Below are 22229 nucleotides of genomic sequence, written 5' to 3'. Positions count from 1 at the left end.
GATCCGGGTGCCGACGTCGTCTCCGGCCCCGGCTCCGCCCACCGCCGGAAGGCTGGACCCGGGGCCGGGCTCAGCCTCTCCGGCGGTGGGCGGGGCCCGAGGGGGAGTCCCCGGGCCGGGACGGGCGGGGGCGGCGGGAGCGCGCCGCCGGGGTCACCCCTTGCCCGCCGCCTCCGTCAGTTTCTTCATCTGGGCGGTGATCACCTCGTCCGATGCCTCAGCCGCGTTCTTCTGCGTGGCCGGGCTCATCCAGCCGAAGACGGCGACGTTGGAGCCGCTGCGCACCACCCGGTACCAGTGCGCCGTTCCCGACGACTCACGCTTGTAGGCGACCGCCTCGTCGCCCGGGCCGGGGTCGGGATCGGGCAGGGCGGTGACGGTCGGGTTCAGGCCCATGTCGTCCTCGTACCCGGTGCAGCCCTTCGCGGCGTCACGGACGTGGGTGAGGAGACTTTCGGCGTCGGCCGCCTTGTCGTAGGCGTACAGCGTGACCTCGGTGGCCTGTGTGTCCGTCTTCGGATGGACGGAGCGGCCCGCCGCCGCGGCCGGGGCCGGTTCCGGCGCGCGCAGCCGGATGTCCTCCACCGGCTGGCAGACCGCCGGGTCGGTGGGTTCGCCCCTGCTGCCGAGGAGGGTGCCCTGCTTGAAGACGGTGAGGGTGTAGTCGGGCAGGTCCGCTTCGGCGATCGCCGCGCTCTCCAGGCCGGCCGCGTCCAGCGAGCCGCCGCCCGCCCCGCCGTCCGGCGTCCCCTTCGCGGGGTCCCCGGCCGCGGCGGTGGCCCCCTGGTCCCCGGACTTCTCGTCGCCGCCTCCGCATCCGGTCAGCAGTGCCGCCGTCGCCAGCAGCGCCACGACCGCCGGAACCCGCCGTAATCCGTCCACGCGCATTCCCACTCCTCGGAAACCTGTTCTCAGCATGCCGGTAACAAGATCACACCTGGAGAGGCGGTGACAGAGCTCGACCAGTGCCGCGTCGGTGAAAACGCGTAGAACCACTACGCCCGGCGGCCGATCCGAGGACGGGCGGCAGGCCATCGGGGCGTCGCGGCAGCCGCTCGACGGCCACCGCGCGCCGCGACGGGACCACCGCGCCCGCAGCGGGGCCACCGGGCAGGCCTGTTCACCCGTGATGCCGTACACGGGTCGCGTGATGCCGCACACGGGTCGGCAGCCCGGCACACGGGTCCGCGGCCCGACCGCACGGACCCGGCCGGGCCGGCGTCCTCGGCGGGACGCGGTGAGCGGCTCGCGGACGCCGGGCGGGGCGGGCCCGGCTCAGTCCAGGTAGCCCCTGAGCTGGTCCGCGAAGGCGTGGTCGCGGAGTCTGCCGAGGGTCTTGGACTCGATCTGGCGGATCCGCTCCCGGGTGACGCCGAAGATGCGGCCTATCTCCTCCAGGGTGCGGGGACGGCCGTCGGCCAGGCCGTAGCGGAGCTGGACGACCTTGCGTTCGCGCTCGCCGAGCGTCGACAGCACCGCCTCCAGGTGCTCCCTGAGCAGCAGGAACGCCGCCGACTCCACGGGGCTGGCGGCGTCACCGTCCTCGATGAGGTCGCCGAGCGCCACATCGTCCTCCTCGCCCACCGGGGCGTGCAGGGAGACCGGTTCCTGTGCCAGCCGCAGCACCTCCCCGACCCGCTCGGGGGCGAGGTCGAGCTGGGCGGCGACCTCGTCGGCGGTGGGCTCGCAGCCGCGTTCCTGCAGCAGCCGGCGCTGGACGCGGACCACGCGGTTGATCAGCTCCACCACGTGCACGGGGACGCGTATGGTGCGGGCCTGGTCGGCGAGCGCACGGGACATGGCCTGGCGGATCCACCAGGTGGCGTACGTGGAGAACTTGTAGCCGCGGGCGTAGTCGAACTTCTCGACCGCCCTGATCAGACCCAGGTTTCCCTCCTGGACGAGGTCCAGCATGGTCAGGCCGCGGCCGACGTAGCGCTTGGCGACCGACACGACGAGGCGCAGGTTCGACTCGATGAGGCGGCGCTTGGCCATCCGGCCCATGACGACCAGCCGGTCCAGGTCGAGGGCGAGGTCGCCGTCCATGTCGGGGGTGCCGCTCAGCTTCGCCTCGGCGAACAGGCCGGCCTCGACCCGGCGGGCCAGTTCGACCTCCTCGGCGGCGGTGAGCAGCGGGATCCGGCCGATCTCGCGCAGGTACTGGCGGAACAGGTCCGAGGAGGGGCCGGAGGTGTCGACGAAGCGCGGGGCGGGCGTCTCGACGGGCTCGAGGACCTGTTCGGCGGCCCGGTCGAGGGCCTGGTCGAGGGCCTGCTCGGAGGGCTCGGTGAGCGCCTCGGCGGGCGGGTCCTCGGGTGCCGGGTCGGCCGGCTCGGGCTCCGGTTCCATGGCCGTCTCCGGGTGGCGCACGACACGGTTCTGCGGCGGGACCGCGACCAGGACGCCCGTCCGGCCGTCCGGTTCCGTGCCGTCGGTACGCGTGTCGGTCTGGGTGAGGGTCCGGGTCTGCACGGGGGCGACCTCCAGGGTGATCGCTGCCGAGAGGCGCGGCAGCGCTGCTTCGAGGACGGGGTCGGCGGCCTCGCCGCTGTCCGTCCCGTACGCGATGAGCGGAACCGCGGGGGTGTGGGACCCGCCGGGGACGGATCGGCCGCGCTCCGAGGACTCAGGCACCGCCACCCAGTGTGGGGTACGACACATCACCGCCACGAGGGGCGTGCGATGACTTTTTGCGTCCGGGCCGTGACCGCCTGCTGACCGAGGAGGTCAGGATGTGCTCACAGAGCTGCGGCTCCGTGTCCGCGCAGTGCCTGGTCGTACTGCTGAAGGACCCACAGTTCGTTCTGGACGGCGGCCAGTTGGGCCGGGTCGCCGCCGGCGGACAGCCGGGCCAGCTGGGACTGGACGTCGCGGATGCGGCGTTCGACGGCACGGCGGCGGACGGTGACCAGCTGGGCACCGGCGTACACCTCGTCCACCGTCTTGCGCATGATCGCCTCGACCGCCAGCTCCGTCACCATCGCGCGGACGGTGTCGTCGGGGGCGGCCTCGCGGACGCGGACGAGGTAGTCCTGCGGGTCCTGCGTGCCGTACTCGGCGCCGCCCGCGTCCTGGATCGCCGCGCGCACGGCGGCGTAGGGGGCGGCGGTGAACTCGTCGACGCCGTACGCGTCGAAGGCCGGGGAGACCAGCTCGGGGCGCTGGAGGGCGAGCTTGAGCAGCTCGCGCTCGGTGGCGTAGACGGGGTTGCGCAGGGTGAGGGCGGGGCCGGTGACGGCGGGGCGGGGGGCGGCCTCGTAGGACGGGGCGGAGCCGCCGCGGGCCGGCGCCGGTCCCCTGCCGCCGCGGTCGCGGGCCCAACGGGCCAGCTGCGCCACGCGTTTGACGACGAACTGGGTGTCGAGGATGCCGAGCATGCCGGCCAGCTGGACGGCGACCTCGTGCTGGGCGCCGCTGTTCTTGATGCGGGCGACGACCGGGGCGGCCTCGTCGAGGGCGGCGGCCCGCCCGCCCGGGGTCTCCAGGTCGTAGCGCGCGACGATCTGGCGCAGGGCGAACTCGAACAGCGGGGTGCGGGGTTCGACGAGGTCGGCGACCGCCTCGTCGCCCTTGGCCAGCCGCAGGTCGCAGGGGTCCATGTTGTCCGGCGCGATGGCGATGTACGTCTCGGCGGCGAACTTCTGGTCGTCCTCGAAGGCGCGCAGGGCCGCCTTCTGGCCGGCCGCGTCGCCGTCGAAGGTGAAGATCACGCGCGCGGAGCCGTTGTCCATCAGCAGCCGGCGGAGGATCTTGATGTGGTCGGTGCCGAAGGCCGTGCCGCAGGTCGCGATGGCGGTGGTGACGCCGGCCAGGTGGCAGGCCATGACGTCGGTGTAGCCCTCGACGACGACCGCGCGGGAGGACTTGGCGATGTCCTTCTTGGCGAGGTCGATGCCGTAGAGGACCTGTGACTTGCGGTAGATGGCCGTGTCGGGCGTGTTGAGGTACTTGGGGCCGTTGTCGGTCTCGTAGAGCTTGCGGGCGCCGAAGCCGACGACCTCGCCGCCGATGTCGCGGATGGGCCACATCAGCCGGCCGCGGAAGCGGTCGATGGGGCCGCGGCGGCCGTCCTGGGCGAGGCCGGAGAGGATCAGTTCCTTGTCGCTGAAGCCCTTGCCGCGCAGGAAGCGGGTGAGGTGGTCCCAGCCCTGGGGGCTGTAGCCGACGCCGAAGTGGACGGCGGCGGCCTGGTCGAAGCCGCGCTCGGCGAGGAAGATCCGGCCGGTGTCGGCCTCGGGGCTGACGGCGAGCTGTTCGGCGTACCACTCGGCGGCGATCTTGTGGGCCTCGACCAGGCGGATGCGTTCGCCGCGTTGATGGGAGGGGTTGTAGCCGCCCTCCTCGTAACGCAGGGTGATGCCGGCCTGGGCGGCGAGGCGCTCGACGGCCTCGGAGAAGGTGAGGTGGTCGACCTTCATCACGAACGTGATGGTGTCGCCGCCCTCCTGGCAGCCGAAGCAGTGGAAGAGCCCCTTGCTGGGGCTGACCTGGAAGGACGGCGACTTCTCGTCGTGGAAGGGGCACAGGCCCTTGAGGTTGCCGCCGCCCGCGCCTCGCAGCTGGAGGTACTCGGACACCACGGCGTCGATCGGAACCGCGTCCCGAACCGCCTTCACGTCCTCGTCGTTGATCCGTCCTGCCACGTGCTGATTCTACGGGGACGCGCCGACAGCCCCGGGCGCCGCGGCGCCGCCCCGCCGGGGCGCGGGGCGGCGCGCGGGCGGCCGGGGGCGGGACACCGCGCGGGCGGCCGGGGACCGCGGCGCGTGCGAAGCCGCGGAACCCGCCAGCCGCGTGGACGACGCCGCGGGGCGGCGGCCCTAGCCGAGGGCGTCCAGCGGCACCCGTGGATCGGCCAGCGCCTCCGTGTCGACCCGCCCGCGTGAGCGGACGAGCCGCTGGATCTGCTCCGTGACGTCCCACACGTTCACGTTCATTCCCGCCAGCACCCGTCCCTCCTTCGCCCAGAACGCGATGAACTCCCGCTTCCCCGCGTCCCCGCGGATCACCACCTCGTCGTACGTCCCCGGTGGCGCCCACCCGCTGTACTCCATCCCCAGGTCGTACTGGTCGGAGAAGAAGTAGGGAACCCGGTCGTAGGTGACGTCCTTGCCGAGCATGGCGCGGGCGGCCGCCGGTCCGCCGTTCAGGGCGTTGGCCCAGTGCTCGACGCGCAGGGTGGTGCCGAACAGGTCGTGCGGGAAGGACGCCACGTCGCCGGCGGCGTGGATGTCGGGGTCGGAGGTGCGCAGCCGGGTGTCCACCAGGACGCCGCCGCCGTGGGCGCGGTCGGCCAGCTCCAGTCCCGCGGCCTCGGCGAGGGCGGTCCGCGGGGCGGCCCCGATCGCGGCGAGCACGTCGTGCGCCGGGTGTTCCTCGCCGTCGTCGGTGCGGGCGGCCAGGACCATGCCGTCCTGACCGACGATCTCGGTGAGCCGGACGCCGAAGTGGAAGCGGACGCCGTGCTCGCGGTGCAGTTCGGCGAAGACGTTGCCCAGTTCGGGGCCGAGGACGCCGTGCAGCGGGGTCGGCTCCGGTTCGACGACGGTGACCTCCGCCCCGTACTCGCGGGCCGCCGCCGCGATCTCCAGGCCGATCCAGCCGGCGCCGGCGATCACGATGTGGCCGTTGTCACGGCCGAGTGCGGCGAGGACGCCCTTGAGGCGCTCGGCGTGCGCGAGGCGGCGCAGGTGGTGGACGCCCGCGAGGTCCGTGCCGGGGATGTCGAGGCGGCGGGGTTCGGAGCCGGTGGCCAGCAGCAGCTTGTCGTAGTGGACGAGGGTCCCGTCGTCGCCGAAGCGGACGGTCCTGGCCGTGCGGTCGACGGCGTCGACGGTCTGGCCCAGGTGCAGCTCGACGTCGTTGCGCGCGTACCAGGCGGGCTCGTGCACGAAGACGCTGTCGCGGCTCTCCTTGCCGAGCAGGAAGCCCTTGGAGAGCGGCGGGCGCTCGTAGGGGTGGTCCCGTTCGTCGCAGATCAGTATCACGCGGCCGGTGAAGCCCTCGGCTCTGAGTGTCTCGGCCGCCTTGGCGCCGGTCAGGCCTCCTCCGACGATGACGAATGTCTGATCCGCGTCGACCACGTGATGCCTCCTCGTAACAGTGCCGCCACCCGAGCGTCCCGCACGCGGCAGGTCGGGGGAAGAGGGGGTGGCCCGATCAGGCCACGGAGTGTCACCTTCGGGCCCGTCGGCCGCCCCGTCCGCCCGGTTCACGGCCCGGTGGTCAGGCGGGCGTGCAGCGAGCGGGCCGAGGCGTCGGTGAGCGAGGCGATCTGGTCGACGATCACCCGCTTGCGGGCGCGGTCGTCCCCGGCCCGGTCGAACAGGGCACGGAACTGGGGCTCCAGCCCGTCGGGGGCGCGGGCGGTGAGCGCCTCGGCCAGCTCGCCGATGATCACGCGCTGGTCGGCGCGGAGCAGCTCCTGCTCGGCGCGCTGCATGACGTACCAGTCGGCGACGGCCTTGAGGACCGCGCACTCCAGGCGCGTCTCGCGGGGTACGACGAGTTCGGCGCCGTAGCGGGTGAGGCGCCCCGTGCCCCACCTCGCGCGCGTGGCGGCCTCGGCTGCCAGGCAGAAGCGGCCGATGAGCTGGCTGGTGGCGTCCTTCAGGCGGGCCTGGGCCACGGCCGTGCCGTCGTAGCCGTGCGGCCACCACTGCTGGTCCTGGAGGCGGTCGAGGGCGGCGGCGAGTTCCGCCGGGTCGGTGTCCGCGGGCACGTAGCGGCCGACGGCGACGCGGAAGACCTCCGCGCGCTCCGGTTCGGCGTGCAGGCAGTTCGGGTCGATGTGGCCGGCGTGCAGGCCGTCCTCCACGTCGTGCACCGAGTAGGCCACGTCGTCGGACCAGTCCATGACCTGCGCCTCGAAGCACGTGCGCGTGCCGGGGGCCTCCTCCCGCACCCAGTCGAAGACGGGGCGGTCGTCGTCGTAGACACCGAACTTGGGGGACGCCGGGTCGGTGGGGTGGGCGCCGCGCGGCCAGGGGTACTTGGTGGCGGCGTCGAGGGTGGCGCGGGTGAGGTTGAGGCCGACGGAGCCCTCGGGGGTGAAGCGCTTGGGCTCGATGCGGGTGAGCAGGCGCAGCGACTGGGCGTTGCCCTCGAAGCCGCCGCAGTCGCGGGCGAAGTCGTTCAGCGCCTGTTCGCCGTTGTGCCCGAACGGGGGATGGCCGAGGTCGTGGGAGAGGCAGGCCGCCTCGACCAGGTCGGGGTCGCAGCCGAGGGCCGCGCCCAGCTCCCGGCCGACCTGGGCGCACTCCAGGGAGTGGGTGAGGCGGGTGCGGGGGGTGGCGTCCCAGGCCTCGGTGCGGGTGCCCGGGGTCACCACCTGGGTCTTGCCGGCGAGCCTTCTGAGCGCCGAGGAGTGCAGGACACGGGCGCGGTCGCGCTGGAAGGCGGTGCGGCCGGGGCGCTTGTCGGGCTCCGCCGCCCAGCGTTCGGTTGACAGCTCGTCGTAGGGCATGTCCCGACGGTAAGCGGCGGCGGTGACAATCGGGGCGCCACGCGGCTGCCGGGTCCCGTGGAGGTGTGCGGCGTCACCGTCGCGTGCCGCCTCAGGCGGCGTTGCTGCCGACGGTCGCCGCGCGTGCCTGGTCGTAGCGGTGCAGGACCAGGCGGGCCATCGCCTCGTGGGTGCCGAGGGGGGCCGAGGCGATCCAGGGTGCGGCCTGCGCGCACTCGGTGGCGAAGCGGCCGGGGGCGGTGAAGTACGAGGCGACGGCCACCCGGTGGCGGCCCCGCGCGGCGAGCGCGCGGACGGCGGCGGGGACGGTGGGTGCGGCCGTGGAGGCGTACGCCGGGACCACGGGGACGCCGAGGCGGTCCGCGAGGAGCCGGGCCGTACGGCCGGTGTCGACGGCCGAGTCCGGGTCGCGGGAGCCCGCCGCCGCGAGGACCACCGCGCTGGTGCGGCGCTCGGCGTCCGTCATCCGGGTGCGCCAGCCGGCCTCGACGAGACGCGCGTGCAGCGTCTCCACGAGGAGGGCGTGCGGGCCGAGCGGTGCGGCCACGCGCGTGTGCACCCGCGCCGCGGCGGCCGTCTCGGGGATGTCCCGGCGCACGTGGTAGCCGCGGCTCAGGAGGAGCGGTACGAGGACGGCGCCCTCGGCGTGCGCCGTGTCCGCCGCGTCGAGGCCGGCGAGGGTGTCCGACAGCAGCGGCTCGTTCAGCTCGATGTGCCCGAGGTGCACGGGCAGGTCCGGGCGCAGGTCGCGGACGCCGTCCAGGAGCGTGCTGACGGTCCGCAGGGCGCGCGGGTCGCGGCTGCCGTGGGCGACGACCACCAGGGCGGGCGGGCCGGGGCGCCGGCGGCGGTCGAGCGGGACGGGGCCGGGCCGGCCGGCGGGCTGGGAGCTGATCCGGTTCATGATGTGCGCCGTACTGTCGAGGTGGACGCCACCGGGCAGCGGGCTGCCGGGGCGGTGGTGGGACTCGTCGTACATCTCGTCGTACATCTCATTGTCCGTGGAGGGCGACGCCGTCATGGACCGATCGTGGCGGTGCGAGGTTGCACCCCCGTTGCGCGACCGTCACGGGTCTTTTCCGGGGGTTCACGGCACGCGCGGCCGCACTGTGAGGTGCGGTGTGAGCGGCGGTGCGGCGTGGGCTGCGGTGCGGTGCGGCGTGGGCTGCGGTGCGGTGCGGCGTGGGCTGCGGTGTGAGCGGCGGGCGGTGTGACCGGCGTGACGTGCGGCGGACCGAACCGGACCCCGGCCGGTCACGTCTTACCCGGTCGAAGCCGGAAGGACGGTCCGGACGGCCGGCAGGGGGCACCGCATGAAGATCCGTCGACCGCGGCTGCCGCGCACCCGTACCGGGTGGCGGCGGCTGGTGCAGGCAGTGATGGCCGCCTGTGTGCTGGGGCTGCTTCCGGCCACCTGGCTGTACCTCTCCACCGCGGACCGGCTGGGCACGACGGCCGACGCGCCGCGCACCGACGTCGCGGTGGTGTTCGGTGCCGGGCTGTGGGCCGGGGAGCCGTCGCCGTACCTCGCGCACCGGCTGGACGCGGCGGCGACGCTGTACCGGGAGGGACGCGTCAGGGTGGTGCTGGTCACCGGGGACAACAGCCGCGAGGACTACGACGAGCCCGACGCCATGCGCGCCTACCTGACGAAGCACGGCGTCCCGGACGCGCGGATCGTCAGCGACTACGCGGGGTTCGACACCTGGGACTCCTGCGTGCGCGCCAGGAAGATCTTCGGGGTCGACCGGGCGGTCCTGATCAGTCAGGACTTCCACATCCGGCGGGCGGTCGCGCTGTGCGAGGCGGCGGGTGTCGAGTCGTACGGCGTCGGCGTCGCCGCCAAACACGACGTGACCTGGTACTACGGGGGCGCGCGGGAGGTCTTCGCGGCCGGCAAGGCGGCGCTGGACGCGGTGTTCGAGCCGGATCCGCGGTTCCTCGGACCCGAGGAGTCCGGGGTGAGCAGGGCGCTGGCGTCGGCCGGACAGGGCGGATGACGGCTCCGGTGCGGGCCCGCGCGCCCGCACCGCGCCCGCCCGGCGTCCGCGCGCTCCCTGCCTCCCTGCCTCCCTGCCCGTCTGCCCGTCTGCCCGTCTGCCCGCGGGGTGTGCCGCCTCACGCCGGGCGGGCGTCCGTCGGGAGGGCACCACCACACCGCCGTAACAGGACGCCGCACGGCGCGTAACACGGCCGAAGCACGCTGAACCGCATGGAGACCACCTCGACGCCCACCCACTGCCCGTACTGCGCCCTGCAGTGCGGGATGAACCTGTCGCCCACGCCGGAGGGGGGCGTCGAGGTGACCGAGCGCGCGGACTTCCCGGTGAACCGGGGGGCGCTGTGCGGCAAGGGCCGCACGGCACCGGCGGTGCTCTCGTCCCGGGTGCGGCTGACCTCGCCGCTGGTGCGCTCCGGCGGCGCGCTCGTGCCCGCCGGCTGGGACGAGGCACTCGACCGGATCGCCGGTGAGATGGGCAGGACCCGGACGGAGCACGGTCCCGACGCGCTCGGGGTGTTCGGCGGGGGCGGACTGACGAACGAGAAGGCGTACGCCCTCGGCAAGTTCGCGCGGGTGGTGCTCGGCACCTCGCAGATCGACTACAACGGCCGCTTCTGCATGTCGTCCGCCGCGGCCGGCGGCATCAGGGCCTTCGGCCTGGACCGGGGGCTGCCGTTCCCGCTGGAGGACATCCCGAGGACCGGCTGCGTGATCCTCGTCGGGTCCAACCTCGCGGAGACCATGCCGCCGGCCCTGCGCTTCTTCAGCGAACTGCGGGAGAACGGCGGCACGTTGATCGTCGTCGACCCGCGCCGCACGAAGACCGCCGAGCAGGCCGACCTGCATCTGATGCCCCGGCCCGGCACCGATCTCGCGCTGGCGCTCGGACTGCTGCACCTGGTCGTCGCCGAGGGACGGGTCGACGAGGAGTACGTGCGGGAGCGGACGTCCGGCTGGGAGGAGGCGCGGGCGGCGGCGATGGCGCACTGGCCGGAGCACGTGGAACGGATCACGGGCGTGTCCGTTCCGCAACTCCGGGAGACCGTGCGGATGTTCTGTGAACCGGAGGCCGCGATGGTGCTCACCGCGCGCGGGCCCGAGCAGCAGTCCAAGGGCACCGACACGGTCGGCGCGTGGATCAACCTGTGCCTGGCGACCGGCCGGGCGGGGCGCCCGCTGTCCGGGTACGGCTGCCTCACCGGCCAGGGCAACGGGCAGGGCGGGCGCGAACACGGCCAGAAGGCCGACCAGTTGCCCGGCTACCGCAAGCTGGACGACCCGGCGGCCCGCCGGCACGTGGCCGGGGTATGGGGGGTCGACCCCGACAGCCTGCCCGGTCCGGGACGCAGCGCCTACGAGTTGCTGGACGCGATGGGCACCGACATCCGCTCGCTGCTGCTGATGGCGTCCAACCCGGTGGTGTCCGCGCCGCGTGCCGCGCACGTCGAGGACCGCCTCAGGTCCCTGGACTTCCTGGCCGTCTGTGACGTGGTGCTGTCGGAGACGGCCGCACTCGCGGACGTCGTGCTGCCCGTCACCCAGTGGGCCGAGGAGACCGGGACGACGACCAACCTGGAAGGCAGGGTGCTGCTGCGGCAGCGGGCGATCACTCCGCCCGAGGGGGTGCGCAGCGACCTGGAGGTGCTGCACGAACTGGCCGCGCGGCTCGGGGTGGAGAAGGGTTTCCCCACCGATCCCGAGGAGGTCTTCGACGAACTGCGCCGGGCCAGCGCGGGCGGGCCCGCGGACTACTCCGGGATCACCTACCGGCGCCTGGCGGAGGAGAACGGGGTCTTCTGGCCCTGCCCGGCGCCGGTGGAAGCGGCGGCGGGAGCAGCGGCAACGGCCGGAAGGCCGACGACGGCCGGTATCGCGGGAACGGGAGCGGCGGCGGCGGCGGCGGCCGGGGTCGACGGCGGGGAGGACACCGGTTCCGACGTGTTCCCGGAGGGTCCCGCGCGCGACGACGCCGACACCGTCCACCCCGGCACGCCCCGTCTCTTCCTCGACCGGTTCGCCACGGACGACGGCCGGGCGCGCTTCGTGCCGGTCTCGCACCGCCCCACCGCGGAGGAACCGGACGCGGAGTACCCGGTCCTGCTCACCACCGGGCGGGTGGTGGCCCAGTACCAGTCCGGCGCCCAGACCCGGCGCGTGGAGGAGCTGAACGCCGCCGCGCCCGGCCCGTTCGTGGAGCTGCACCCCCGCCTCGCGGCGCGGCTCGGCGCGGCCGAGGGCGATCCGCTGGCCGTCGTATCGCGGCGGGGCCGGGCGGTGGCACCGGCCCGGATCACCAGCGGCATCCGCCCCGACACCGTCTTCATGCCCTTCCACTGGCCGGGCGAGGGCCGCGCCAACACGCTGACGAACCCGGCCCTGGACCCGACCTCCCGGATGCCCGAGTTCAAGGTGTGCGCGGTGCGGGTGGAGATCGCCGGGAGGTAGGGCCTCTCGTTCGGATCGTGCCGGGCGGCACCCACCGCGAGGTGCCGCCCGTCGTTGTTCCCGAAAACAGAAACGGGAGCGGGATCGGTCAGTTGACGTTGAGCGCGCTCCAGGCCGCCGCCACCGCGTTCTGTTCCGCGCTGCCGGCGCCGTAGAGATCGCGGGCCGCGTTGAGGGTGCCCGTGTCGTAAGGGGGAGAATCGCTTCCGTGACCACCCCGCAACTCCCCTTCTCCCTCTACGGCAGAACCGGGGAACGCGTCACGGGCGGCCGGAGTGAGGCCACGGCCGGGTCGCCGCCGAGGCAGACCCGGGTCGCCGCCGAGGCCGGGTCACTGCCAGGGCAGACCCGGTTAGCGCCGCTCCAGCCGGACCCCCAGGGGCACCCGGACCCAGCCGGACCCACCCGGGGTCACCCGTTCGCACCTCTTCCCGCACCCTCCGGCCGCTTTTCCGCGGGTCGCTCCACGCGCCCCGGTGACCTGCGGGAACGGCCGGGGATGCACCCTCGCGGCCGAGCCGTCCGACACCCGTTCACCACATTCCCGACGCCTTCTCGGGAAGCGGCCCGGCGTCGCTGCCACTTACCTCGGAGGAGCAGGGGCGCGACTGACGCAGCGGCACATGGGGATGTCGCGGGCCGCCCCCGCGACAGCTCGGAGGAGCACCGATGCGACGTACCGCCGCCCGACTGCTGACCGGTGCCGCGTTCACCGCGGCCACCGCGGCCGGGCTCGCCGCGCCCGTCCAGGCCGCCGCCTCCAAAAGCGGCAGCCTGGACGTGTACCCCTCCACCGCCGTGCCGGGCGGCCGGGTCACCGTGAACACGGCCGCCTGCGGCGACCCCGGGGCGGCCGCGGGCGACGCCGGCGCGGTCGGCGCCGGCCCCTTCACGCTCGCGCCGAGCAGCCACGACGGTCAGGCGATCGGGCAGTTCCAGGTGCCGCCGAGCGCGCATCCGGGGACGTACGAGATCGTCGCGCAGTGCGCCGAGGACGGGCGCAGGGTCACCGGGGACCTGGTGGTCGTGCTGAGTTCCGCGCGGGAGCAGGTGTATCCGCGCGGAAGTGTGAAGACGGGGGTCGGCGGCGCTCTGGGCCCCGATCCCGTGCAGACCGCGGCCGGGGTGACGGCTCTCGCCGTCGCCGCCGCGGGCGGTACCTGGCTCCTGCATCGCCGGGCGAGAGGCGACGGGATCTGACGGACACCCTCCGCTGTCCGTCCGCCGGTACCGCATGTCCCCGCCCCCTCCGGGTCCGACGCCCCTCGCGGCCCGGAGGGGGCACGGGGTTCCGTCAGGGAGAGGGGAGCTCAACGCATGCGCAGAGCCGTCGGCGACACCGTCATAGCCGCCGTGACCGCGGTCGCCCTCTGCTCGGGGGTCTGGCTGCTGCACGGCGGCGCCGGGACGCCCGCCCCGCCGCAGCCGCCGGCCGCCGAGGCCCGTCCGGGCGGCGTCGACCCGCGGTCCGCGCCCGCGCTGCCGCCGTCCCCGCCCGACCGCGTCCGCATCCCGTCGATCCGGGTCGACGCCCCTCTCGTGGGCCTCGGCCTGACGGAGTCCGGCAGCCTCGACGTGCCGCCGGCCGCGCGCAAGAACCTCGCCGGCTGGTACGAGTCCGGCACCACCCCCGGCGAGAGGGGCACCGCGATCGTCGCCGGGCACGTCGACAACGCGGACGGCCCGGCCGTCTTCTACGACCTCGGTGCCCTGCGCAGGGGCGCCACGATCGAGGTGGACCGGCGCGACGGCGGGGTCGCGGTGTTCACCGTCGACGCGGTCGAGGTGTACGACGCCCGCGACTTCCCCGACGAGAAGGTCTACGGGGCGGCGGCGCGGCCCGAGCTGCGGGTGATCACCTGCGGCGGCGGATACTCGCGGGCGACCGGCTACCGGGGGAACGTGGTGGTGTTCGCGCACCTGACGGGGAGCCGGTGACGGCCCGGGACACGGGCCGTCGCTCCTGCCACCACCCCTCCCTACGCCACCCACTGCTCGTACGCCAGGTTCGCCACCAGCGCGAAGACCACCGTCAGCAGCACGATCCGGACGAAGCCGCTGCCCTTCTTCAGGGCGGTGTGGGCGCCGAGCATGCCGCCCACGAGGTTGAAGGCGGCCATCGGGAGCGCCAGTTGCCACAGGACCGCGCCCTGCCAGGCGAACGTGGCCAGGGCGCCCGCGTTGGTGCAGCAGTTGACGATCTTGGCGGTGGCGGAGGCGGTGACCAGGTCGAGGTGGAGGACGGCGGTCAGGGCGAGGACGAGGAAGGTGCCGGTGCCGGGGCCGACGAGGCCGTCGTAGAAACCGATGCCGAGACCCGCGAGGCCGATCGCGGCGAGGACGCGGCGCGGGCCGGCCGGACCGGTGGCGGGGGCGGTGCCGAAGGCCGGGCGCAGGATCACGAAGGCGGCGACGCCGAGCAGCACCACCATGATCACCGGCTTGAGGACCTCCGTGCTCATCCCGGCCGCGAGGAAGGCGCCCCCGGAGGACCCGGCGAGCGCGGCGAGCCCGATCCGCACGGCCACCCCCACGTCGACCGGCGCCTTGCGGGCGTACGTCACCGCCGCGCCGGAGGTGCCGACGATCGCGACCGCCTTGTTGGTGCCGAGCGCGTGCGCGGCCGGGGTGCCGGCCGGCAGCCCCAGCAGCAGGACCGGCAGCAGCAGGAGCCCGCCCCCGCCGACCACGGCGTCGATCCAGCCGGCCGCGAGTGCGGCGAGACAGAGGACGGCGACCATGGTCAGTGATATGTCGGGCATGATCGCGACCCTAGGGACCGGATACATGGCCCGTCCATCGAACTGAGGCACTTCTGAGGATGGGGCCGGTCACACACACCCGCGCCGGGCGGGGGAAAGCTCACACGGGGCCCCCTCGGCCCCCGGGAACCCTCACATCCGGGCCCGGCCCCCGCTGAGGGCAGTGTTCCTCTCGGGAAACAACGGTGATGCGGCCGGGTAACCTCCGCACCGCACGCTCGGTGTCATGACCTCGAACGAGCGTGTGGTGGTGATCGGAGCCGGCCTGGCGGGCGTACGCCTGGTCCGCCGGCTCGGTGAGCTGGGCACGCCCGCCCTGCTGATCGGCGAGGAGGAGCACCGGCCCTACAACCGGGTCCTGCTCGCCGAGGTGCTGGCCGGCCGGTACGCCCCCGAGGTGATCGCGCTGCCCGCGCCCGCCGGACTGGTCCGGACCCGGGTGACCGGCATCGACCGCGAGCGGCGCAGCCTGGCCTGCGCGGACGGCTCGCAGATCGCATACGGCACGCTGGTGCTGGCCACCGGCTCCAACCCGGTGCTGCCGCCGCTGCGCGGACTGTTCACTGCGGACCGTGAACTGCCCGAGGGCGTCCACGCCTTCCGCACCATGGACGACTGCCTGGGACTGTCGAAGGCGGTCCGGCCGGGCGTGCGGGCCGTCGTCATCGGCGGCGGGCTCCTCGGGGTCTCCGCCGCCCGCGCGCTCGCCGTCCGCGGCGCGCAGGTGGTCCTCGCCCAGCAGTCCGAGCGGCTCATGGAACGCCAGCTCGACCCCGACGCCTCGGCGCTGGTGCTGCGGCACCTGCGGGACCTCGGCGTCGAGGTGCACACCGAGTGCCGGGTCCGCGACGTGGCTTGCGTCGGCGGCGCCGTCCGCTCGGTGGAGATGGCCGACGGATACGCCCTCGACGCCGACCTGGTGGTCCTGGCCTGCGGCGTCCACCCGCGCACCGGCCTCGCCAAGGAGGCGGGACTCGCCGTCCACAAGGGCGTCCTCGTCGACGACGAACTGCGCACCTCCGACCCGCACATCCGCGCGATCGGGGACTGCGTCCAGCACGGGGGCGAGGTCTACGGACTCGCCGCGCCCGCGCTGGAACAGGCGGACGTGCTGGCCGAGCTGCTCACCGGATCGGCCGGCGCCCGCTACTCGGGGACGCGTTCCCTCACCCGCCTCACGCTCCACGGGCACGCCGGCCCCGGCCGCACCGCCTTCGACCGCACCGCCTTCGACCTCGCCGCGTTCGGCGAGACCGAGGCACGGCCCGGTGACGACGTCGTCCGGCTCGCCGACGCCACCCGCGGCACCTACCGCAAGGTCGTCGTCCGCGACGACCGCCTGGTCGGCGGCGTGCTCGTCGGCGAACTCGGCACCGTCGGCGCGCTCGCCCGCGCCTGGGAGGGAGCAGAGCCGCTCCCCGACGACGGCCCCCTGCTCCACCTGCTCACCAACGATGGAGGCTGCTGAATGACCGCCGCTTCGGGGGCCACCCCCACGATCGTCCTCGTCGGCCACGGCATGGTCGGACAGCGCTTCCTCGAGGCGCTCGCCGACCGCGGCCTGACCGCCACGCACCGCGTGGTCGTGCTGTGCGAGGAGCCGCGCCCCGCGTACGACCGCGTCCAGCTCACCTCGTACTTCTCGGGGAAGACGCCCGAGGACCTCTCCCTGACCGACATGGGGTTCATCGAGGCCCACGGCATCGAGCTGCACGTCGGCGACCCGGCGGAGAGCGTCGACCGCGACGCCCGCAGGGTGACCGCCCGTTCGGGCCTGGTCGTCGACTACGACGTGCTGGTGCTGGCCACCGGCTCCTACCCGTTCGTGCCGCCGGTCCCGAACAAGGACGCCGAGGGCTGCTTCGTCTACCGCACGATCGAGGACCTCCTCGCCATCGAGGAGTACGCGAGGTCGCGGGCCACGACGGGCGCGGTGGTCGGCGGCGGTCTGCTCGGCCTGGAGGCCGCGGGCGCGCTGCAGGGCCTCGGACTCACCTCCCACATCGTGGAGTTCGCGCCGCGCCTGATGCCGGTGCAGGTCGACGAGGGAGGCGGCGCGGCCCTGCTGCGCACCATCGAGGAGATGGGGCTGAGCGTCCACACGGGCGTCGGCACCCAGGAGATCGTGACGGACGCCTCCGGTGCCGTCACCGGCATGAAGCTGTCCGACGGCTCCGAACTGGCCACCGACCTGGTGGTGTTCAGCGCCGGTGTCCGCCCCCGCGACCAGCTGGCCCGCGCCTGCGGCCTCACGGTCGGCGAGCGCGGCGGCATCGCCGTCGACGAGCGGTGCCGCACCGTCGCCGACCCGCACGTCTTCGCGATCGGCGAGTGCGCGCTGGCCGCCGACGGCCGGGTGTACGGCCTGGTCGCCCCCGGTTACGAGCAGGCCGAGACGGCGGCCGCGGCCATCGCCGCCGACGAGGGCGAGCAGAAGTCGTTCACCGGCGCCGACCTCTCCACCAAGCTGAAGCTGCTCGGCGTCGACGTGGCCTCCTTCGGCGACGCGCACGGCACCGCCGAGGACTGCCTGGACGTCGTGTACTCCGACTCCCGCTCGGGCCTGTACAAGAAGCTGGTCATCGGCCGCGACGGCACCCTGCTGGGCGGCATCCTGATCGGCGACGCCGACGCCTACGGCACCCTGCGCGCCCTCACCGGCTCCGTCCCGCCGATCTCCCCCGAGTCGCTGGTCCTGCCCGCCGGGGCCGGCGGCGGCGAGCGGCTCGGCCCGTCCGCGCTCCCCGACGACGCGGTGATCTGCTCCTGCCACAACGTCACCAAGGGCACCATCCGCGACGCGGTCACCGAGCACCACTGCACCACCGTGCCCGAGGTGAAGAAGTGCACCAAGGCCGGTACCGGCTGCGGCAGTTGCGTCAAGGTCCTCGGCCAGCTCGTCACCGCCGAGCTGGAGGCGAGCGGCGTCGAGGTCGACAAGGGCCTGTGCGGCTGCTTCGCGCAGACCCGCGAGGAGCTGTACGAGATCGTCTTCGCCCTGCGCGTCAACACCTATCAGGACCTGCTCGACCGCTACGGCCGCGACGGCGCGCGGGGCGGCGACGGCTGCGACGTCTGCAAGCCCGCGATCGGCTCGATCATCGCCTCCCTCGCCCCCGTGATCGGCGCGAGCGGCTACGTCCTGGACGGCGAGCAGGCGGCGCTGCAGGAGACCAACGACCACTTCCTCGCCAACCTCCAGAAGAACGGCTCCTACTCGGTGGTGCCGCGCATCCCCGGCGGTGAGGTGACCCCCGAGGGCCTGATCGTCATCGGCGAGATCGCCCGCGACTTCGGTCTCTACACGAAGATCACCGGCGGTCAGCGGATCGACATGTTCGGCGCCCGCGTGGAACAGCTCCCCCTGATCTGGGCCCGCCTGGTCGACGCCGGCTTCGAGTCGGGCCACGCCTACGGCAAGTCCCTGCGCACCGTGAAGTCCTGCGTCGGCCAGACCTGGTGCCGCTACGGCGTCCAGGACTCCGTCCGCATGGCGATCGACCTGGAGCTGCGCTACCGGGGCCTGCGTTCCCCGCACAAGCTGAAGTCCGCCGTCTCCGGCTGCGCACGCGAGTGCGCCGAGGCCCAGTCGAAGGACTTCGGCATCATCGCCACCTCCAACGGCTGGAACCTGTACGTCGGCGGCAACGGCGGCGCCACCCCGCGCCACGCCGACCTCCTCGCCCAGGACCTCACCGACGCCGAACTGATCCGTCTGATCGACCGGTTCCTGATGTTCTACATCCGCACCGCCGACCGGCTGGAGCGCACCTCGACCTGGCTGGAGCGCATCCCCGGCGGCCTGGACCACGTGCGGGACGTGGTCGTGGAGGACTCCCTCGGCATCTGCGAGGAGCTGGAGTCCCTGATGGCCGCGCACGTGGCCAACTACGCCGACGAGTGGGCGACCACCATCAACGACCCCGAGAAGCTGGCCCGGTTCGTGTCCTTCGTCAACGCGCCGGACACCCCTGACCCGGTCGTCGGCTTCGTCCCCGAGCGCGACCAGATCAAGCCCGATCTGCCGCTGCTCTCCATCGGCCACCGTCCCCTGGAAGGGAGCGCCCAGCGATGACCCTGGCACTCGAGACGACCGACCTGAAGGTGCAGCTCCAGCTCGGCGAGGACTGGTTCACGGTCTGCGACCTGAGCCTGCTGGTCCCCGGCCGCGGCGTGGCGGCGCTCCTGCCGGACGGCCGCCAGGCGGCCCTGTTCCGGGACCGGGCGGGGGAGCTGTACGCGGTGGACAACCGCGACCCGTTCAGCGGCGCGGCGGTCCTCTCCCGCGGCCTGACCGGCTCGGCGCAGGGGCGGCCGTTCGTCGCCTCACCCCTGCTCAAGCAGCGCTTCGACCTGCGCAGCGGGCAGTGCCTGGACGACGACGCGGTCCGCATCACGACGTACGAGGTGCGGGCGGCGGGCTGAGGTCCGGTCGGCCGAGCGCCCGGTCGACCGGCCTCGCAAACTGACCGGGCGACCGGCTGACCGGGCGTCCGCGCGGAAGTCGGCGCGGGTGCCCGGTCAGCCGTCGAGGCTGTCGTACGACACTCCGGTCAGCCGTTCCGACTCCGTCCACAGGCGGCGGCCCGCCCGGTCGTCGAGGGTCCAGGGCGCCCGCCACGAGGGCGCGGGAGCCCCTCGCCACATCGCCAGGGACGGGCCGGTGAAGGAGTCGGGGCGCACGTCCGGCGCGGTCGCGGCGTACAGGACGGGCAGGGCGCCCGCCTCGGCGGACTGGGCGAAGACGCGGTTGCCGGCGGACATCAGCCGCTCGGCCGCCCGGCTGCCCCGCGCCCGCGGTCCGGCCGTCTGGAGGCCGGTCGCCGCGTATCCGGGATGCGCGGCCGCCGCGGTCACCTGCGCGCCGGACGCCTCCAGCCGGCGCGCCAGCTCGTGCGTGAACAGCAGGTTGGCGGTCTTGGAACGGCCGTAGGCGATCCAACGCCGGTATTTCCGTTCGCTGTTGAGGTCTCCGGGATCGATGGTGCCGAGCAGGTGGGCCATGCTGGAGACGGTCACCACGCGGGCCCGGGGTGCGACGAGCAGCCCGGGCATGAGCAGTCCGGTGAGGGCGAAGTGGCCGAGGTGGTTCACGCCGAACTGCGTCTCGAACCCGTCGGCGGTCGTGCCGTACGGCATCGCCATCACGCCCGCGTTGTTGACCAGCAGGTCGAGCCGGGCGTACGGCCGGGCGAACTCCCGGACGGAGGCGAGGTCACCGAGGTCCAGCCGCCCCAACTCCACCTCCGCTCCCGGCACTTCACCGGTCAGGCGGGCCACGGCCGCCCGCCCCCGGGTCTCGCTGCGGCAGGCGAGGACGACCCTCGCCCCCTTCCGGGCCAGCTCGCGCGCGGTGACGTAGCCGAGCCCGCCGTTGGCGCCGGTGACGACGGCGGTGCGGCCGCTCTGGTCGGGGATGTCGTGCGTGTTCCAGCCGTTCATGGCCGTGCTCCCTCCGCTGCTGTCCCCAGCCTAGGCATCTCCCCGTCACAGCGTGTCCACGACACAGTCACCCCGCGCTCGTAGTCTCCCTGACCGCACGACCCCGCGGCCGGCCGGCCGCGGGGTGTCACGACACCCCTTGGGAGTGAGCGTGGAACGTCGTACCCTCCTGCGTGCGGCCGTCCTCGGCGGGTCCTCCGCCGTGCTCGGCGGAACCCTGTGGCGCGGCGCCGCGTACGCCGCGCCGGCACAGCCCGGCACGAGCCCGTACGGGGCGCTCGGCTCGCCGGACGCCAACGGCATCAGGCTTCCGAGCGGCTTCACCAGCCGGGTGATCGCCCGCTCCGGGCAGACGGTGCCCGGCACGTCGTACACGTGGCACAACGCCCCTGACGGGGGCGCCTGTTACGCCGATGGCACCGGCTGGATCTACGTCTCCAACTCGGAGATCAATCCGTCCGGCGGGGCGAGCGCGGTGCGGTTCTCCTCGACGGGCGCGGTGACCGGCGCGTACCGCATCCTGTCCGGCACGCGGCAGAACTGCGCGGGCGGGAAGACCCCGTGGAACACCTGGCTGTCGTGCGAGGAGGTGTCGCTGGGCTACGTCTACGAGACGGACCCGTGGGGCGTGGACGCGGCCGTGCGACGGCCGGCGATGGGCCGCTTCAAGCACGAGGCGGCCGCCGCCGACCCGGTACGCGAGGTGGTCTACCTGACCGAGGACGAGACGAACGGCCGCTTCTACCGCTTCGTGCCGACGACCTGGGGCAGCCTGGCGTCCGGCACGCTCCAGGTGATGGTCGCCGGCAGCGCCACGTCCGGCTCCTTCACCTGGGCGGACGTCCCCGACCCGGACGGCTCCCCCACCACCACCCGCACCCAGGTGTCCGGCGCCAAGTCCTTCAACGGCGGCGAGGGCTGCCACTACGCGGACGACACCGTCTGGTTCACCACGAAGGGCGACAACCGGGTCTGGCAGCTCGACCTGGCGAACAACACCTACCAGCTGGCCTACGACGACTCCCTGGTCTCCGGCACGGCCCCGCTCACCGGGGTCGACAACATCACCGGCTCCGCCTCCGGCGACCTGTTCGTCGCGGAGGACGGCGGCACCATGGAGATCTGCGTGATCACCCCGGCCGACGTGGTCGCCCCGTTCCTGCGCGTCGAGGGCCAGTCGGGCTCGGAGATCACCGGCCCGGCCTTCTCCCCCGACGGCACCCGCCTGTACTTCTCCAGCCAGCGCGGCACCTCGGGCAGCTCCTCCGGCGGCATCACGTACGAGGTGAAGGGGCCGTTCCGGGCCTGACCCCGTCGTGGGCACCGTCCCCACCGGCCGGACGCCCGCTCCCTGAGCCCGCGGGCCCGCCCACCCGGACGGATGCCTCACACATCTTCATCACGGATCAGCCACGAAGCCTTCACGCTCCGTCCCGGCGCCCTACGGTCGTCCCCCTGGCACCAGCGTCTCAGGGGGACGACATGAGCAACCCGTACACCACCACCCGGCCCGCACCGAGATGGGCCCGCAAGCGCTACGTCCTGCCCGCGCTCGCCCTCGCCCTGTTCATCGGGGTCGGCATGGGCAGCAGCGGTGAGGACTCCACGACGGACGCGGAACCCCTGTCCGCCAAGCCCCGGCCGACGGTCACGGTGACGACAACGGCGACGGCGACGGCCACCGCCACCGCGAAGGCCGCCCCGGCGCCGACGGAGACGGTGACCGCGACGGAGACGGTGAGGGTGACCAAGACGGTCACGGCGGAGGCGGCGGCGAACGACGACAGCGGCTCCGGCGACAGCGGTTCCGGCGGCTCGGACGGCTCCGGCACCGCCTACTACGCCAACTGCACCGAGGCCCGGGCCGCGGGCGCGGCCCCCGTCCACGCGGGCGACCCGGGCTACGGCAGGCACCTGGACCGGGACGGCGACGGGACGGGCTGCGAGTAGGGACCGCGCGGGGCCGCGCAGGCCGAGAACGACACGAGAGGGCGGCACCCCCGCACAGGGTGCCGCCCTCTCTCGGTGCGCCGGAGCCGCCGCGATCGGTGCTGAGGGTCGGGGACCGCGGCGGCTCCGGGTGTGGAGAGGGGTGGGGGACGGACCGTCGGGG

At 73.9% G+C, this 22229-nt stretch carries 17 protein-coding genes and 1 pseudogene; 9 read left to right on the top strand and 9 right to left on the bottom strand.

Annotated features, from left to right (window positions below):
- Positions 1–153: 153 nt before the first annotated feature.
- The 6 genes from ACGFQC_RS02565 to ACGFQC_RS02540 all read right to left on the bottom strand — a co-directional run bounded on the left by ACGFQC_RS02565 (position 154) and on the right by ACGFQC_RS02540 (position 8486).
- Positions 154–888: a hypothetical protein gene (locus ACGFQC_RS02565; RefSeq protein ID WP_363088132.1), complete on the bottom strand. Its 735-nt coding sequence runs from the start codon at positions 886–888 to the stop codon at positions 154–156.
- 387 nt (positions 889–1275) lie between these two features.
- Positions 1276–2634, bottom strand: coding sequence for an RNA polymerase sigma factor (locus ACGFQC_RS02560; RefSeq protein ID WP_363088133.1), 1359 nt, complete (start codon positions 2632–2634; stop codon positions 1276–1278).
- Between the two features lie 104 nt (positions 2635–2738).
- Positions 2739–4643 carry a DNA primase gene (dnaG, locus tag ACGFQC_RS02555; RefSeq protein WP_363088134.1) on the bottom strand — a complete coding sequence of 635 codons (1905 nt, stop codon included), beginning with the start codon at positions 4641–4643 and terminating at the stop codon, positions 2739–2741.
- Between the two features lie 177 nt (positions 4644–4820).
- Positions 4821–6083, bottom strand: coding sequence for an FAD-dependent oxidoreductase (locus tag ACGFQC_RS02550; RefSeq protein ID WP_363088135.1), 1263 nt, complete (start codon positions 6081–6083; stop codon positions 4821–4823).
- Positions 6084–6211: 128 nt separating this feature from the next.
- Positions 6212–7465: a deoxyguanosinetriphosphate triphosphohydrolase gene (locus ACGFQC_RS02545; RefSeq protein WP_363088136.1), complete on the bottom strand. Its 1254-nt coding sequence runs from the start codon at positions 7463–7465 to the stop codon at positions 6212–6214.
- 91 nt (positions 7466–7556) lie between these two features.
- Positions 7557–8486, bottom strand: coding sequence for a sirohydrochlorin chelatase (locus tag ACGFQC_RS02540; protein WP_393287588.1), 930 nt, complete (start codon positions 8484–8486; stop codon positions 7557–7559).
- Between the two features lie 292 nt (positions 8487–8778).
- Between ACGFQC_RS02540 and ACGFQC_RS02535 the strand changes: the two genes are divergently transcribed.
- Complete coding sequence (locus ACGFQC_RS02535) at positions 8779–9465, top strand: ElyC/SanA/YdcF family protein (protein ID WP_363088137.1); 687 nt, start codon at positions 8779–8781, stop codon at positions 9463–9465.
- 212 nt (positions 9466–9677) lie between these two features.
- On the top strand, positions 9678–11912 hold the full coding sequence (locus tag ACGFQC_RS02530) for a molybdopterin oxidoreductase family protein (protein WP_363088138.1): 2235 nt from the start codon (positions 9678–9680) through the stop codon (positions 11910–11912).
- Between the two features lie 88 nt (positions 11913–12000).
- Here the strand turns inward: ACGFQC_RS02530 and ACGFQC_RS02525 are convergent.
- Positions 12001–12096, bottom strand: a pseudogene (locus tag ACGFQC_RS02525) (M4 family metallopeptidase); the annotation flags it as partial.
- A 485-nt stretch (positions 12097–12581) separates the two neighbouring features.
- Here ACGFQC_RS02525 and ACGFQC_RS02520 point away from each other — a divergent pair.
- Together ACGFQC_RS02520 and ACGFQC_RS02515 are read left to right on the top strand one after the other, a co-directional pair.
- Positions 12582–13112, top strand: coding sequence for a hypothetical protein (locus ACGFQC_RS02520; RefSeq protein ID WP_363088139.1), 531 nt, complete (start codon positions 12582–12584; stop codon positions 13110–13112).
- A 117-nt stretch (positions 13113–13229) separates the two neighbouring features.
- Positions 13230–13850 (top strand): class F sortase, encoded by a 621-nt coding sequence (locus ACGFQC_RS02515; protein WP_363088140.1) that lies wholly within the window; start codon positions 13230–13232, stop codon positions 13848–13850.
- A gap of 41 nt (positions 13851–13891) precedes the next feature.
- Here the strand turns inward: ACGFQC_RS02515 and ACGFQC_RS02510 are convergent, their stop codons facing one another.
- Complete coding sequence (locus tag ACGFQC_RS02510; protein ID WP_363088141.1) at positions 13892–14674, bottom strand: TSUP family transporter; 783 nt, start codon at positions 14672–14674, stop codon at positions 13892–13894.
- A 226-nt stretch (positions 14675–14900) separates the two neighbouring features.
- On the opposite strand from ACGFQC_RS02510, the gene ACGFQC_RS02505 reads away from it, so the two are divergent.
- From ACGFQC_RS02505 to nirD, 3 genes are read left to right on the top strand one after another with little or no spacing between them, the layout of a single operon-like run.
- On the top strand, positions 14901–16142 hold the full coding sequence (locus tag ACGFQC_RS02505; protein ID WP_363088142.1) for an FAD-dependent oxidoreductase: 1242 nt from the start codon (positions 14901–14903) through the stop codon (positions 16140–16142).
- Complete coding sequence (gene nirB, locus ACGFQC_RS02500; protein WP_363088143.1) at positions 16143–18749, top strand: nitrite reductase large subunit NirB; 2607 nt, start codon at positions 16143–16145, stop codon at positions 18747–18749.
- The gene (nirD, locus tag ACGFQC_RS02495) at positions 18746–19099 is read left to right on the top strand and encodes a nitrite reductase small subunit NirD (RefSeq protein WP_363088144.1); all 354 of its coding nucleotides are present in this window, start codon (positions 18746–18748) and stop codon (positions 19097–19099) included. Before nirB ends, nirD begins: the two co-directional genes overlap by 4 nt.
- Before the next feature lie 96 nt (positions 19100–19195).
- Here nirD and ACGFQC_RS02490 read toward each other — a convergent pair whose 3' ends face one another.
- Positions 19196–20116, bottom strand: coding sequence for an oxidoreductase (locus ACGFQC_RS02490; protein ID WP_363088145.1), 921 nt, complete (start codon positions 20114–20116; stop codon positions 19196–19198).
- 151 nt (positions 20117–20267) lie between these two features.
- On the opposite strand from ACGFQC_RS02490, the gene ACGFQC_RS02485 reads away from it, so the two are divergent.
- Together ACGFQC_RS02485 and ACGFQC_RS02480 are read left to right on the top strand one after the other, a co-directional pair.
- Entirely contained in the window at positions 20268–21425 is a 1158-nt protein-coding gene (locus ACGFQC_RS02485) for an alkaline phosphatase PhoX (RefSeq protein ID WP_363088146.1), read from the top strand.
- A 173-nt stretch (positions 21426–21598) separates the two neighbouring features.
- Positions 21599–22066, top strand: coding sequence for an excalibur calcium-binding domain-containing protein (locus tag ACGFQC_RS02480; RefSeq protein ID WP_363088147.1), 468 nt, complete (start codon positions 21599–21601; stop codon positions 22064–22066).
- Positions 22067–22229: the final 163 nt, after the last annotated feature.

The sequence above is a fragment of the Streptomyces sp. NPDC048734 genome (assembly GCF_043198675.1).
GTDB lineage: Bacteria > Actinomycetota > Actinomycetes > Streptomycetales > Streptomycetaceae > Streptomyces.
This window is presented reverse-complemented; position numbering and strand designations above follow the sequence as displayed.